Source organism: Microbispora sp. CL1-1 (assembly GCF_012034195.1).
GTDB lineage: Bacteria > Actinomycetota > Actinomycetes > Streptosporangiales > Streptosporangiaceae > Microbispora.
In genome coordinates this window covers 1-14,349 of record NZ_JAATEK010000062.1, presented here as the reverse complement: position 1 = coordinate 14,349, position 14,349 = coordinate 1, and the positions used below count along the sequence as shown (strand labels likewise).

14 protein-coding genes and 1 tRNA gene are annotated in these 14,349 nt (G+C 70.1%); 4 read left to right on the top strand and 11 right to left on the bottom strand.

What is annotated here, in order from left to right; translation table 11 throughout:
• Positions 1–4: 4 nt before the first annotated feature.
• The 3 genes from HCK04_RS37885 to HCK04_RS37875 are packed head-to-tail and all read left to right on the top strand — an operon-like array spanning position 5 to position 3,680.
• Positions 5–835, top strand: a complete 831-nt coding sequence (locus HCK04_RS37885) for an ABC transporter permease (protein ID WP_142652284.1) — start codon at positions 5–7, stop codon at positions 833–835.
• On the top strand, positions 832–2,610 hold the full coding sequence (locus HCK04_RS37880) for an ABC transporter ATP-binding protein (protein WP_142652282.1): 1,779 nt from the start codon (positions 832–834) through the stop codon (positions 2,608–2,610). The genes HCK04_RS37885 and HCK04_RS37880 overlap by 4 nt, the downstream gene beginning before the upstream one ends.
• Before the next feature lie 8 nt (positions 2,611–2,618).
• Positions 2,619–3,680 (top strand): peptidase C39 family protein, encoded by a 1,062-nt coding sequence (locus HCK04_RS37875; protein WP_142652280.1) that lies wholly within the window; start codon positions 2,619–2,621, stop codon positions 3,678–3,680.
• A gap of 4 nt (positions 3,681–3,684) precedes the next feature.
• On the opposite strand, the gene HCK04_RS37870 is transcribed toward HCK04_RS37875, so the two are convergent.
• The 9 genes from HCK04_RS37870 to HCK04_RS37830 all read right to left on the bottom strand — a co-directional run bounded on the left by HCK04_RS37870 (position 3,685) and on the right by HCK04_RS37830 (position 12,002).
• Positions 3,685–4,254, bottom strand: a complete 570-nt coding sequence (locus HCK04_RS37870; RefSeq protein WP_142652278.1) for an XRE family transcriptional regulator — start codon at positions 4,252–4,254, stop codon at positions 3,685–3,687.
• Positions 4,255–4,281: 27 nt separating this feature from the next.
• On the bottom strand, positions 4,282–5,025 hold the full coding sequence (locus tag HCK04_RS37865) for an amino acid ABC transporter ATP-binding protein (RefSeq protein ID WP_142652276.1): 744 nt from the start codon (positions 5,023–5,025) through the stop codon (positions 4,282–4,284).
• Entirely contained in the window at positions 5,022–5,861 is an 840-nt protein-coding gene (locus HCK04_RS37860) for an amino acid ABC transporter permease (RefSeq protein ID WP_142652274.1), read from the bottom strand. Before HCK04_RS37860 ends, HCK04_RS37865 begins: the two co-directional genes overlap by 4 nt.
• Complete coding sequence (locus HCK04_RS37855) at positions 5,858–6,751, bottom strand: ABC transporter substrate-binding protein (RefSeq protein ID WP_142652272.1); 894 nt, start codon at positions 6,749–6,751, stop codon at positions 5,858–5,860. Before HCK04_RS37855 ends, HCK04_RS37860 begins: the two co-directional genes overlap by 4 nt.
• Positions 6,752–6,861: 110 nt before the next feature.
• The gene (locus HCK04_RS37850; RefSeq protein WP_142652270.1) at positions 6,862–7,344 is read right to left on the bottom strand and encodes a MarR family winged helix-turn-helix transcriptional regulator; all 483 of its coding nucleotides are present in this window, start codon (positions 7,342–7,344) and stop codon (positions 6,862–6,864) included.
• A gap of 35 nt (positions 7,345–7,379) precedes the next feature.
• Positions 7,380–8,201, bottom strand: coding sequence for a YceI family protein (locus tag HCK04_RS37845; RefSeq protein ID WP_142652268.1), 822 nt, complete (start codon positions 8,199–8,201; stop codon positions 7,380–7,382).
• On the bottom strand, positions 8,198–10,813 hold the full coding sequence (locus HCK04_RS37840; protein WP_142652266.1) for an MFS transporter: 2,616 nt from the start codon (positions 10,811–10,813) through the stop codon (positions 8,198–8,200). The genes HCK04_RS37845 and HCK04_RS37840 overlap by 4 nt, the downstream gene beginning before the upstream one ends.
• 163 nt (positions 10,814–10,976) lie before the next feature.
• Positions 10,977–11,468 carry a YajQ family cyclic di-GMP-binding protein gene (locus HCK04_RS37835; protein WP_142619740.1) on the bottom strand — a complete coding sequence of 164 codons (492 nt, stop codon included), beginning with the start codon at positions 11,466–11,468 and terminating at the stop codon, positions 10,977–10,979.
• A gap of 54 nt (positions 11,469–11,522) precedes the next feature.
• Positions 11,523–12,002 carry a GNAT family N-acetyltransferase gene (locus HCK04_RS37830; RefSeq protein WP_260617548.1) on the bottom strand — a complete coding sequence of 160 codons (480 nt, stop codon included), beginning with the start codon at positions 12,000–12,002 and terminating at the stop codon, positions 11,523–11,525.
• Positions 12,003–12,151: 149 nt separating this feature from the next.
• Here HCK04_RS37830 and HCK04_RS37825 point away from each other — a divergent pair.
• Positions 12,152–12,236: transfer RNA gene (locus tag HCK04_RS37825), tRNA-Tyr, on the top strand.
• Between the two features lie 523 nt (positions 12,237–12,759).
• Here HCK04_RS37825 and HCK04_RS37820 read toward each other — a convergent pair.
• Positions 12,760–14,124: a tyrosine-type recombinase/integrase gene (locus tag HCK04_RS37820; protein ID WP_142652264.1), complete on the bottom strand. Its 1,365-nt coding sequence runs from the start codon at positions 14,122–14,124 to the stop codon at positions 12,760–12,762.
• Positions 14,121–14,333, bottom strand: coding sequence for a helix-turn-helix domain-containing protein (locus tag HCK04_RS37815; RefSeq protein WP_142652262.1), 213 nt, complete (start codon positions 14,331–14,333; stop codon positions 14,121–14,123). The genes HCK04_RS37820 and HCK04_RS37815 overlap by 4 nt, the downstream gene beginning before the upstream one ends.
• Positions 14,334–14,349 lie beyond the last annotated feature (16 nt).

The window sequence follows — 14,349 nt, the reverse complement described above, 5'->3', positions numbered from 1 at the left end:
ACCGATGAAGGCAAGGACGAAGAGCCGGCCGCCGGTGGTGGCGATCCTGTCCGCCGTCGTGCTCGCGGCCGTCGCGGTGTGCGCGGCGGGCCGGGAACTGCTCGCGCCGCACGCTCTCGACCAGGACGTTTACCTGGGCGTGGTCGGCGCGGGCGTCGAGGGCCACCTGTTCGGCACCGACCAGCTCGGCCGAGACATCCTGCAGCTGTCGCTCGCGGGCGCCCGCTCGGCTCTGGCCGGTCCGATCGTGGTCGCCGTGGGCTCGATGGTGATCGGGGTCCTGCTCGGGACCTTCGCGGGCTACCGGGGCGGGGTCGTGGACATGCTGGCCGGGCGCTACGCCGACCTGCTGCTGGCGCTGCCGTCCGTGCTGCTGGCCATCGTGGTCGCCGGACTCGTGGGGCGCGGCTACTGGATCACGGTCGCCGTGCTGATCGTGCTGTTCTCGCCGTCCGACGTGCGGCTCGTACGGGGCGCGGTGATGGAGCAGACACCCCGGCCGTACATCGAGTCGGCCAGGATCCTCGGCATCCGGCCGATGCGGATCATGTTCCGGCACATCGCGCCCAACATCGTGCCGATCGTGGTGGCCAACCTCCTGCTCAACGTGGCGTTCGCGCTGGTCGCGCTGTCATCGCTGTCGTATCTCGGGCTCGGCGTGCCGCCTGGGGCACCGGACTGGGGACGCCAGCTCGCCGACGGGCGCGCGTTGCTGGGCGACAATCCGCTGGCGGCGGTCGTGCCCGGTGTGCTGATCATCCTCACCGCCACGGCGGTGAACCTGCTCGGCGACTGGCTGTCCGAGCTGCTCGACCGCAGGGTGGTGGCCCGATGACACACGACCAGGTGACTCCGCTGCTCGACGCCCGCGACGTACGGGTGACCTCGGCGGCCGGCGTCCTCGTCGCGGGAGTCGACCTGACGGTGGCGCCGGGGGAGACGGTGGCGATCGTCGGCGAGTCCGGCTCGGGCAAGTCGATGACCGCCAGAGCGCTGACCGGCCTGCTGCCCGAGGGCGTGCACGCCACCGGACGGCTGGAGCTGTCCGGGCAGGCGTACGACCTGGCCGGGCGCACGCCCTGGCAGCGCATCAGGGGCTCGGAAATCGCGCTGCTGCTCCAGGACCCGTTCACCTCGCTCTCGCCGGTGCACCGCTGCGGCGAGCAGATCGGCTGGGCGCTGCCGCGCGCCGGCCGCGCCGCCGGAGTCGCCCGCCTGCTGGCCGAGGTGGGGCTGCCCGCCGAGACCGCCGGACGCTATCCCTTCCAGCTCTCCGGCGGGATGCGCCAGCGGGTGGCGATCGCCGCCGCGCTGGCCGCCGGTCCCGGCCTGCTGATCGCGGACGAGCCGACCACCGCCCTCGACGTGACGACCCAGCACGAGGTCCTGGAACTCGTCGCCGGGCTGCAGCGGGCGCGCCGGATGGGCCTCATCCTGATCACCCACGACCTGCGGCTCGCCCGGGCCAGGGCCGACCGGATCATGGTGATGTACGCCGGGCGGCTCGCCGAGGAGGGCCCGGCGGCCGACGTGATGGACCGGCCCGCGCACCCCTACACGGCCCGGCTGGCGGCCTGCGATCCGCCCGTCACCCACCGCCTGCCGGCGCTGCCGACGATCCCCGGCTCGGTGCCCCGGCCGTACGCGGTGAGCGGCGCCTGCGCGTTCGCGGACCGGTGTGATCTGGCGGCCGAGGCGTGCCGTACGGCCGAGCCGGCCCTGGCGGAGGTCGCCCATGGGCCGGGAAACAGCCGGCACCGGGTGGCGTGCGTGCGGCCCTCGGACGTGCGCCCGGTCGCCGTGTCCCTTCCCGCCGTGCCCCTGCCCGCCGTGCCCCTTCGTGAGGCTCCTCTCGCCGCGGCCGTTTCTCCGGAGGCGGGCCCGTCGTCCGCGCTGCTGACCGTACGCGGGCTGACCAAACGGTTCCCCGGTTCGGCGGCGCCGGCGCTCGACGGGGTCGACCTGGAGGTCGCGGCGGGGGAAGCGGTCGCGGTCGTCGGCGAGTCCGGCTCCGGGAAGACCACCCTCGCGCGGTGCGTGGTCGGCCTCGAACGGCCCGACGGAGGAAGCGTCGCGTTCGCCGGCCAGGCCACCGGCCCGAGGCGGGTGCAGTACGTGTTCCAGGACCCGTACTCGGCGCTGAACCCCGGCCTCACCGTCGGCGCCTCGTTGGCCGAGGCGCTCAGGGCGGCGGGCCGTCCTCGGTCGGAGGTGTCCGGCCTGCTCGATCTTGTCGGCCTGCCCGCGGCGTACGCCCGGCGCAGGCCCCGAGCGCTGTCCGGTGGTGAGCGTCAGCGCGTGGCGATCGCACGGGCACTCGCACCCGGAGCCGAGGTGCTGGTCTGCGACGAGCCCGTCTCCGCGCTCGACGTCTCGGTCCAGGCCCAGGTGCTCAACCTGCTGTCGGACCTGCGCCGCGACCTGGGCCTGACCCTGCTGTTCATCACCCACGACCTGGCCGTCGCGCGGCAGGTCGCCGACCGCGTGTACGTCATGCACCGCGGCCGGGTCGTCGAGGCCGGGCCGGTCGGCGACGTGCTCGGCGCCCCGGCCCACGAGTACACCCAACGGCTGCTGGCGTCCGTGCCGGCGGCGACCCGAGCGGAGTGAAGATCCTGATGACCGACCTACGCGTCGACGTGCTGCCCGTGACAGGGGACGTGGCCTCCGTCGCCGACGGACTCGACGCCGTGCCCGCCGGCCTGCTGAGCCGCTGGCGGCTCGCCGGCGGCGTGCAGGTGCGCACGCTCGTCACGGCCCGTACGCAGGACGGGACGCTGACCGGGGCCGCGTTCGAGGTGCACAGGCCGCTCACCGCGTACCGGAAGATCGTGGACGTGTGGGCGGACGATGACGCGGTCGCCGACGCGCTCGTCCGCGTGATCGAGGAGCGCGCCTGGCGAGAGGGCGCGGTGGCGGTCAAGCGCTGGTTCGCGGCGCGGGATGCCGCATGGGAACGCTCGCTGGGCCGGGGTTACCGGGAGGTACCGGTGCCCACCTGGGCGGGCCCGGTCGTCGGCCGCGTGGAAACGGGTCATGGTCAGGTGCGCTGGCGCGAGCGGCCGCCCGCGCGGGCGGTGCCGTACATGCGCCAGACCACCGACTTCACCTGCGGGCCGGTGGCGCTGCAGATGGCCCTGGCCGGGCTGGGGCTGGGGGGCGAGCCCTCCCGGGAAGAGGAGCTGCGGCTGTGGCGCGAGGCGACCACGGTGGCCGGCTGCGACCCCCTGGGCCTCGCGCTCGCTGCCGCGGGCCGGGGCGTCACCCCGGAGGTGCTGCTGTCCACCGAGGCCCCGACCCTGCTGGAGCTGTGCGATACGGACGAGGAGCGCGAGCTGCGGCGCTTCATCCAGACGGGGTTCCGCGCCGAGCTGTCCCGCCGGGGCATCGGCGTGGAGACCGTCGCCTTCGACCTCGACCGGCTCCGCGCGGTGGTCGAGGGCGGCGGAATGGCGCTCGTGCTGATCGAGCAGCTTGGCATGCACGAAGAAAGTTGCCCGCACTGGATCGCCGTCCACGGTGTGGACGGAGACGTCTTCCACGTCAACGATCCCTGGACGGACGCCCATCTGGGTGAGACCTACCTCGACGCGCTCGACCTGCCGCTGCCCGCCGCGACGCTGGACCGGCTCGCCTGGTATGGCCGGCCGAGCTACCGGAGCATGATCGCGCTCAGGTGAGCCGTCAGTCGAAGGGCATGGAGACGAGCGTCAGCAGCCGGGCCGGCTCCGCACCGGTCCGGTAGCCGTGCTCGGCCTCGGCCGAGAACCGCACGGCGTCCCCTGCCTCAAGACTGACTTCGTACGTGGCGACCTCCAGGGTCACGGACCCGGACAGGACGTAGGCGAACTCCTCCGACCCCCGCCCGTGCGGCGCGCTCTCGTGGGCGTGCTCTGGTGGCAGCGGCGTTTCGTACAGCTCGAAGTGCCGCCGGTCGAGGGAGCTGAGCAGGGTGCGCGCCGCGCCGTCGCCGGCGCGGCGCAGCACCTGCGGTTCGTACAGTGGCGTCCTGGTGATGTCGGAGAAGGACAGGTCGAGCGCCTCGGCTAACCCCGCCAGCACCTCGACCGTGGGGTTGGCCAGGCCGCGCTCGATCTGCGACAGCAGCGCCTTGCTGAAGCCGGAGCGGTCCGCCAGGTCACGGATGCTGAGCCCACGCGTGTGCCGCGCGTGCCGCACGTTGCTCGCGATCGCCGCCCGCACCTGCTCCGAGAGCGCGCCCACCCGCCCATCACCCCCCTCGAAGTACGCCATTGTTCCACGAAGGGGGTGCTCCGGACGTCAGACGCCGCCGGGGTGCAGCACGCGGCTGAGGAACTCGCGGGTCCGCTCGTGCCGCGGGTCGGCGATGACCTGCTCGGGCGGCCCGTCCTCGACGATCACGCCGCCGTCCATGAACACCACACGGTCGGCGACCTCGCGGGCGAACCCCATCTCGTGGGTGACGACGAGCATGGTCATGCCGTCCTCCGCGAGCTGCCGCATGACCGACAGCACGTCGCCGACCAGCTCGGGGTCGAGGGCGGAGGTCGGCTCGTCGAACAGCATCAGCGAGGGGTTCATGGCGAGCGCGCGGGCGATCGCCACCCGCTGCTGCTGACCACCGGACAACTGGGGCGGGTAGGCGTCGATCTTCTCGATCAGGCCGACCTTCTCCAGGTTCTCCCGGGCGACGCGGTCGCACTCGTCCTTGCGCCGCTTGAGCACCCGCTCCTGGGCGATCGTGACGTTGCGCCGCACGGTCAGGTGGGGGAACAGGTTGAACTGCTGGAACACCATGCCGATGTGCCGCCGGGCGGCGTCGATGTCGACGTCGGGGTCGGTCAGGTCGACGCCGTCCACGACCACGGTGCCGGAGGTCGGCTGCTCCAGCAGGTTCACGCAGCGCAGCAGCGTGGACTTGCCCGAGCCGGACGGCCCGATAACGCAGACGACCTGGCCGCTCTCGACCGTGAAGTCGATGCCGCGCAGCACTTCGAGGCTGCCGAACGACTTGTGCAGGTTCCTGATCTCGACGGTGCTCATCGGTGCGCTCCCTGACGCGCTTCCAGCCGCCTCGCGACGTACCCGAGGGGGATCGTGATCAGCAGGTACGTCAGACCGGTCACGAGGATCGGCGTGGGGTTGGCGTAGGTGGAGGACTGGTCGTTGCCGAACTTGGCCAGCTCCACCTGGGCGGCCGTGACGCCCAGGATGAGCACCAGCGAGGAGTCCTTCAGCAGCATGACGAGCTGGTTGGTGAGCGGCGGCAGCACGATCCGGATCGCCTGCGGGATGATGATCGTGATCATCGCCCGCATGTGCGGCATGCCGAGCGACCGCGCCGCCTCCATCTGTCCCTTCGGCACCGCCTGGATGCCCGCCCGGAAGTTCTCCGCCATGTACGCCGCCGAGACGACGCCGAGCCCCAGGGCGGCACTGCCGTACACGCCGCCGGGCAGTTCGAAGCCGGGGAACGCCAGCGGGAGGCTCCCGATCATCAGGAAGATGAGCAGGATCGGCAGGCCGCGGAAGATCTCGATGTAGATCACCGACAGCCACCGGTAGGGCGCGACCGAGGACAGCCGCATCAGGGCCAGCACCAGACCCGCGACGAAGCCGAGGGCGAAGCCCGTCAGCGTGTAGATCACGGTGTTGCGCAACGCCACCGTGAACAGGTCGGGCAGGCCCTTGCCGGCGACCTCGAGGTTGAGGAACGACTCGCCGATCGACTTCCAGTCGGCCAGCGCGACCAGGACGACGAAGACCACGATCAGCAGGGCGTACTGGATGACCCGGCTGATGCGCTGCCTCTTGCGCGGGCTGAGCCCCTTGCGGGGCTCAGCCGGGGATGGCGCCTGCTGCTCGGTCACAACACTCATGATCCCGCGGCGGGCGACTCGGTTCCGGTCTCGGCGCCCGAACCACCGCCGGACGCGCCGCCGGGCTCGGTGCCGAACCACTTCTTGTAGATCTCGTTGTAGGTGCCGTCGGACTTGGCGGTGGCGAGGACCTCGTCGACGACCTTCTTGAGCGCCGTGTTGTCCTTCTTCATGCCGATGCCGTACTGCTCACCGGTGTCGAGGCTGGCGACCTGCTCGAACTTGGCGCCGATCTCGGGCTTCTTCAGCCAGGTCAGCACGACCGGGAGGTCCTGCACGATCACGTCCGCCTGGCCGGTCTGCAGGCCGAGCAGCTCCTTGGGAGAGTCGGCGAACTCGATCGGCTCGAAGCCCTTCCCCTTGACGTAGTCGAGGCCGGTCGTGGACGCCTGCGCGCCCAGCTTGAGGTTCTTGGCCTTGACGTCGTCGAGCGAGGTGACCCCGCTGCCCTTCTTCGCCATCAGCGCCTGGGTGGCGTCGAAGTACGGCTCGGAGAACAACAGGTTCTGCTGACGCTCCGGCGTGATCGTCATGCCGGCGGCGGCGACGTCGCACTTGCGGGCGTTCAGCGCGGCGCCACTCTTGATCGCCGCGAAGTCGATGTCCACGATGTCCTGGGTCACGCCCAGCTTCTTCGCGACCAGGTCGACGATGTCCACGTCGAACCCGACGACCTTGTCGCCCTGGTTGAACTGGAACGGCTCGTACGGAATGTTCGTGCAGGTGGTGAGCTTTCCGGCGTTGACGAGGGCGACACCGCCGGGGGCGGCCGAGGCCGTCGTCGTGCCCGAGTCGGCGGAGTCGCTCCCGCAGGCGGTGACGGTCAGCGTCGCCGCCAGAGCCACCGCCCCGATGCTCGCCGCTTTCCGATAAATGGACCAGGGAGCCACACCGGCCTCCTTGCTGTGGTGCGAAAACGTCTGAGGCGCAGTTTAAGCGTCCCTTATGACGGATTGGCCACCACATGGGTTGTAGCCCGTAACGTACGTGAAACGTGAGGTCAGGGATAGAGGTCTTCCGTGAGTATGTTGAACCGTTCGAGCATCCCTGCGAGCAGCCGTACGTCCTCTTCCGGCCAGGCGGCCAGCAGCGTGCGGAGCCGGCCCTCGCGGGCGGACCGCGCGGCGCCGAGCCGCCTGCTGCCCTCGGCGGTGAGGGCCAGCAAATGGGCCCGGCCGTCCTCGGGGTCGGGGCTGCGGCTGATCAGCCCCAGCTCCTCCAGCCCCTTGAGCTGGCGGCTGATCGTCGCCCGGCCGACCCGAAGGTAGGCGGCCAGGTCGCTGGACCGCATCGGCGAGCTCTGCTCGATGCGGACCAGCAGGCCGTACGCGCCGGGGTCCAGCTCGGGATGCACCTTGCGCCCCATCCCGGCGGAGAACGCGTTGGCGCGCCGCAACAGGATGGCGAGCTGCCGCTCGATCGCGCAGTACGCCTCGTGTTCGCCGGCCGTGGGCGGTCGGGGAGCGATCTCCGCCTCCGTCATGGCCTGCCTCCTCCTGACTATGTGTGGCAGGGGATTTACCCGCGCACCGCCTGGATTTCCAGCTCTACTTTCAGTGTCGCCCCGATCAGCGAGATCCCCGCCTGGACGACCTGGTTGTAGGTCATCGCGAACTCCTCGCGGCGCAGCTCGGTGACCGCGTGGAACGCCGCCCGCAGCCCGCCCCACAGGTCCGGGCCCGTGCCCAGATAGCTCAGGTCGAGATCGACCGGGCGGCTGACGCCGCTCAGCGTCAGCACGCCGTGCACCGTCCACCGGTCCGGGCCCGCCGGCGACAGCCCGGTGCTCCGGTAGGTGATCACCGGGTGCACCGGGACGTCGAGGAAGTCCGCGGAACGCAGGTGATCATCGCGCATCCGGCTGCCCGTGTCGATGGAGCCGGCGACGATCTCGGCGACCACCGACGACTCCTCCGGCGTGGCGCCCATCTCGATCCGGCCGGAGAACTCGGTGAACCGCCCCTGCACGCTGCTCAGCCCGAGGTGCCGCGCCGTGGCCGAGATCTTCGAGTGCTCGGGGTCGATCGTCCACACACCGGGCGGCGGGAGCGCGGTGCCGCCCTGCCGGGCCAGCACCAGCGTGCCGGCCTCGGCGGCGCCCGAGGCGGTCGCGATCGCGGTGGACGCGGCGGGCGCATACCCGATCGCGGTCGCGACCACCGTGTAGACCCCCGGCGGCAGCGGGGCGGTGACGACGTGCCCGTCGGCGTCCGCCTCCGCCCGCGCCACCTGCCGACCGGTCGTGTCCGTCACCGTGACGACCGCGTGCTGCACGGCCCAGCCGTCCTTGCTCCTGACCAGGGCGTGCAGTCCCCTGGGCGCCGTCTCGGAGACGCTCATCGCTCGTGCCCCAGCCACACGTCGTACGGCTCGTCGCCCTCGCCGCCGAGGTTCAGCGTGCTCGCAACGGGCGGGTAGCCGCTCGCGACGAGCGTGTACTGCCCGCCGGTCAGGTCGGTGAAGGCGTACTCGCCGTCCTCGCCGGTGGTCGCCACGCCCACCACGTTGCCGGCGGCGTCGAGCAGCGTGACCCTGGCGTCGGCCAGCGGCACGCCGTCCTTGACGCGGACCGTGCCCCGCACCCGCGCGCCGGGCAGCAGCACGACGTCGTGCCGGGTCTGGCCGGTGCCCAGCACCTCGATCGGCACGGCGGAGGGACGGTAGGCCGCGCCGCTGACCGTGAGCGTGTAGGTGCCGGCCACGATGCCGGAGAAGGAGAAGCCGCCCTGGGCGTCGGTCGCGCTGCTGGCCACGACCTCGCCGCGTACGTCGGTCACGACGACCACCGCGTCGGCGACCGGCGTCCCGTCCGCGCCGCGTACGGTGCCGACGAGCCGGCCCGAGGCCGCGAGCACCATGTCATAGTCGACCGGCTGGTCGCCCACGACCAGCGTCGCGACCTGCGGCTCCCGGTCGCCCGCCGATGCGATCAGCACGTACGTCCCGCTGCCGGGCGCCTGGAGCACGTAGCCCCCGTCGTCCTGGGTGACCGTACGGCCGAGCTGGTGGCCGCGTACGTCGATCAGCGTGAGCGTGGCGCGGCCCACGGGCACGCCGTCCCGGCCCTTGACGAACCCGCGGATGTCCACGCCGGGCCCGTGCGCGTCCATCGCCAGAGCGGCGTACGGCTGGGCCTGGGTGGCGGTGAGGACCTGCGCGTTCGGGGCCTGCGTGGTCAGAGACTGTGCGTTCAGGGCCTGCGTGGTCAGAGGCTGTGCGTTCAGGGGCTCGATGGCGGTGGCGTGGCCGTTCGGCGACGCCGGCTCGGCCCCGGCCGCCGTGACCGGCCGCTGCCTGTCGTGCTGCTGCCTGTCCCGCTGGGCGTGGCGTCCGGTCACGGCGCCGTTCCGCTGGGGCGCGGTCTCGGGTCCGGGCGTCTCGCCGGCCTCCGCCGCGTCGGCGCGTACGGTGATCGCGCTGGTCCGCAGCGGGACCTCCTTGATGAACAGCACGGCGATCAGCGCGAGGAGGGAGAGCGGCGCCGCGTAGAGGAACAGGTCGCCGATGCCGTGGCCGTACGCGCCCTCCACAGCCGTGCGGATCGGGGCGGGCAGCGCGGACAGCTTCGGGATCGCGCCGGCCTCCTGGCCGGTGCCGCCCTGCACGCCCAGCGCGGCCAGGGCGTCCTCCAGGTAGTGCTTGACGCGGTCGCCCATCAGGGCGCCGAGGGCCGAGACGCCGATCGCGCCGCCGAGGGAGCGGAAGAACGAGACGACCGAGCTGCCCGCGCCCAGGTCCTCCGCGCGCACCTGGTTCTGCACCGCGAGGACGAGGTTCTGCTGGCTCATGCCGATGCCGACGCCGACGCAGAACATGAAGATCGCGACGAGCCAGTAGTCGGTGTCGTACCGCAGCGTGCCCATGAGGGCGAACCCGGCGGTGAGGAAGAAGGTGCCGGAGACCAGGAAGACCTTCCAGCGGCCGGTGCGGGTGATGATCTGCCCGGAGACCGTGGAGGAGATCGCCAGGCCGAGGATCATCGGCAACGTCATCAGGCCGGCCACCGTGGGCGTCTCGCCCCGGGCGAGCTGGAAATACTGGCTGAGGAAGGTCGTGCCGCCGAACATCGCGACGCCGACCAGCACGCTGGCGATCACGCTGAGGCTGACCGTACGGGTCCGGAACAGGCGCAGCGGGACGATGGGCTCGCTCACCTTCGACTCGACCACGAGGAAGAGCAGCGCGAGCATCACCGCGCCGCCGACCATCGCGCCGGTCTGCCACGACAGCCAGTCGTACTTGGTGCCGGCGAAGGAGACCCAGATCAGCAGCAGCGAGACCGCGGCGGTGATCAGCGTCGCGCCGCCCCAGTCGATGCGTACGTCCCGCTTGAGGACCGGCAGGTTCAGGGTCTTCTGCAGCACGATCAGCGAGAGGACCGCGAACGGCACGCCGACGTAGAAGCACCAGCGCCAGCCGAGCCACGAGGTGTCGACGATGAGGCCGCCGACGAGCGGGCCGCCGATCGTGGCGACGGCGAAGACCGCGCCCAGGTAGCCGGAGTAGCGGCCGCGCTCCCGCGGCGAGATCATCGCCGCCATGATGACCTGGGTGAGCGCGGTGAGGCCGCCGGCGCCGAGGCCCTGGATCACTCGTGCCACGATCAGCATGCCGGAGTTCTGCGACAGACCGGCGATCGCCGAGCCGATGACGTAGACGGTGAGGCCGAGCTGGATGAGGATCTTCTTGCTCATCAGGTCGGCGAGCTTGCCCCAGATAGGGGTGGACACCGTCGTGGCGAGCAGGGTCGCCGTGATCACCCACGTGTAGGTGGTCTCGTTCGCGTGCAGTTCCGCCGTGATCGTGGGGAGCGCGTTCGACACGACGGTCGACGACAGGATCGCGACGAACAACCCCAGCATCAGCCCCGAGAGCGCCTCCAGGATCTCCCGGTGCGTCATCGCGGGGGCCGCCGTGTCCGGCGGCGTCTCCCTCGTCCTCGCTGTCGCCATCGAAGTCCTTCCCGATGTGATCAAACTTAGTTTCCCTAAGCAATCATATGTTGATCGTTGCTCCGGGCAACCAAATGGTCATGGCCGGGTGGCGTGCGGAAACGACGAAGGCCCTGAACCCGCAGGTCAGGGCCTTTCCGTCAGTGTCGCGCTGTGATGCGTCTCACCGGTAGTTGACGAACTGAAGGGCGATGTCGAGGTCCTTGCCCTTGAGCAGCGAGATGACCTGCTGGAGGTCGTCCTTCTTCTTGGAGCTGACCCGGAGCTCCTCGCCCTGGATCTGCGCCTTCACGCCCTTCGGGCCCTCGTCCCGGATGAGCTTGGAGATCTTCTTGGCGTTCTCCTGGTCGATGCCCTCCTTGAGGGACACCATCAGGCGATACTCCTTGCCGGACAGCTTCGGCTCGCCCGCGTCCAGGATCTTGAGGGACAGGTTGCGCTTGACGATCTTCTCCTTGAAGACGTCGAGAACCGCGTTCGCCCGCTCCTCGCTGTTCGCCTTGATCTCGATGTCCTTCTGCCCCGACCAGGAGATGCTCGCGCCGGTGCCCTTGAAGTCGAAGCGGTGCCCGACCTCCTTGACCGTCTGGTTCAGGGCGTTGTCGACCTCCTGCCGGTCGATCTTGCTCACCACGTCGAAACTGCTGTCGGCCATCGGTGTCCGTGTCCTCTCTCCGTTGCCCTTCGAGATTAGTGGCCCACGATGTGATCAGAGGTCTTTCCTCATGACGACGCGAGGCGCCACCTCTATGCCCAGGGCCCGCTCGTGCTCGACCAGCGCCGTGAGCTCCGGCCCCCACTCGTCAGGTCGTACGACCCGGAAGCCGCGCCGGGCGTACCAGGGGGCGTTCCACGGCACGTCCCGGAAGGTCGTCAGCGTCACCGCGGCGCTGCCGGCCCTGGTGGCCGCCGCGCACAAGGCATCGAGGAGCCGCGTTCCGATGCCCTGGTCGCCATGATCGGGACGTACGGCGATCTGGTCGAGATGGGTCAGGCCGTCGACCACCCCGAGCAGGGCGAACCCCATCGGCGGCCGGCCCGCCACGATGACCCGCCCGGGATCATCGCACTCCTCGATGACCGTGGTGCCCGGCGGGAAGACGATGCCGAGTGGCACGAACATCCCGTCCGCCGCTTTCTCGATCTCCGCCAGGACCGCGAGGTCCGCCGGCTCGGCCTGTCTGATCACCGTTCCACTATGACCGGTGCACCGCCGCGCCCGCTTCCGGCTTTCCGGCACCCGCCGCCGGCCACGTGAGGGGCGCGGCGAAACCCATGTCACGTGCACCCGGGAAGTCCGCTATTCTTCTACCTGTCGCCGCGGCGAGCGGAAGACAAGGCAGGTTGCCCGAGTGGCCAAAGGGAGCGGTCTGTAAAACCGTCGGCTCAGCCTACCCAGGTTCGAACCCTGGACCTGCCACCAGCAGAACAGCAGCTCAGAGGCCCTCCGGGGCCTCTTCTGCTTTCCGGCCCTGTGCAGCCGTAGGCCACTCTGAGCCCTTGTCTGTCGCCGGTCCACCAATATGCGTGCAATGATCTTAGGCGCGTTTTCGCAGGTCGCGCCGAGCTTTTCGGCCTCGTGAGGGCGACGAGACGAGCCTACGAAACGGCGAAGGGTCCCGGCTGGCTTCCGGGACCCTATGGACTTCGGTGATCACGCTGATCGCAGGCGCTCCGCGATCCACTGACGGCCGGCTTCCCAGCTCGTGAACTGTTCTAGATGCTCCCCGCTCTGGGCATCGAAGACGTGATACCGGCGCTTACCGTCTTTGCCCAGACGGATCAGGTCGAAAGAGCCATCGTGCGAGCGGTACCACACGCACTCGCTACCGTCGGCGCGACGTGAGGTAGGTGATGCGTGCGTATATGCGTACTCACTAACCGTTGTGTCTGACATGCGGTGGATCGTATCTCTGCCTTCTGCCCAAGGGGAGGGATGCGGAGAGTTAGGCAGCCAGGGCGTCATCAATCCTCCGGTTGGCGATCTCCTGTTGGCCGTCGAGGCACTTGGCGTAGACCCGTAGGAGGACGTCAACGCTGTGCCCGGCCCGCTCGGCTACGTCGGGGGCCGAGACTCCCGCGTTGAGCCAGAGGGAGACGGCCGCATGCCGGAGGTCGTACGGCCGACGAGCCAGGGGAGAGGCGACCTGAGCGGGAGTGAAGGCGAGCTTGCGGGCTTCCTGCCACACCTCCGTGTAGGCCGTCGAGGCGACGACTCCACCGCGCTCGCTCCGGAAGATCCGCCCGTCCGAGCCGACCCCGAACTCTTCGATGTGTTGCCGAAGGATCTTCACCAGGGCCGGAGGGATGGGCACCGGCCGTACGTCGTCCCGGCCCCGGTGCTTGAGCCCGCGTTCCTCGTGAGCGTCGCCGCTGTCGGTCCACTGGGTGTTGACCTCCGGACGCGACACGTCGACGAGGAGTCGGCCCCAGCCAATTGCCGGAAGATGGCAGTCCTGCTGCCGGAGGGCGACGGCCTCACCCGGCCGAAGTGCGGCGTAGTACATGCAGGCGAACAGGGCCATGAGTCGCCGGCCCCGGCCGCGCTTGCCCACGTAGGTCACAGCGGTCAACAGTTCCTCGGCCTGCCGCGGATTCACGACGACGCGCGGGTCTACGGTCTCGGTCGTCTTCGGGGGCTTCCACTTGACCTTGTGGAGCGGATTGGATGGCAGCTCTTCCAGCTCAACGGCGTACTCCAGGACCGCATGGAGGACGGCCCGCTTCCGCCTGATGGTGTTGGCGCTGGCGGCTTGACCGTCGAGGCGAAGCGCGAGCGCGTCGAGAGCAAGTCGCACGGTCTTCGTCTCGTTCAGGTCGGCCAGGTCGAGGGACGCACCTTCGAGCCAGCGGACCGCCCGCGCCATCTCCGGGGACGGCTCCGGCCTCTTGTCCGCCGGGATGAGGGCGCACTTACGGAGCGCGGTCCGTAGGGCCTCGGCGTCAGGGCGGCCCGCACGATCCTTGGTCAGAGCTGGGAGCACGGTGGAGAGCGCGTCAGAGATGCTGTCGCGGGTCTTCGCCGCAGCGTGGGGCCACTTCATGTCGATGTAGGCCCGGACGAAGTCGAAGACGGTCCGTGCGCTCTTGGCCTTGATCATGGAGGCCGGTAGGCCGCTCTCGACGTCGAACGGCTCTCCCCGCTTGGCCGCCTGGCGCAGGTCCGACAGGAAGCTCTCGGCGAGAGCCTTGGTCCGGTAGGTCTTCGAAGACCGTTTGCCGGCCACCTGCCATCGAACGACGTAGGACGGCGTCTTGCTCGACTTGTTCCGGTAGGTCTCGAAGAACTTCACGTCATAGGAGGCGTTCACGCAGCCCTACCTTCTTGAGTGCGAGCCTCCCGCAGGCTCTCAAGCCAGGCGTCGAACTCACTGCGGTAGATGCGGATCTCGCCGTTGGGGAGCTTGAGGCCCTCGGGAGCCTTGCCGATCTCACGCCACCGGTAGAAGGTCCGGCGGGAGATGCCGCCGAGTTCGTCGAGGATCTCGGGGACCGTCATCAGCTTGTCGTCTTTCTTCATGCCGCCCTCCCTTCAG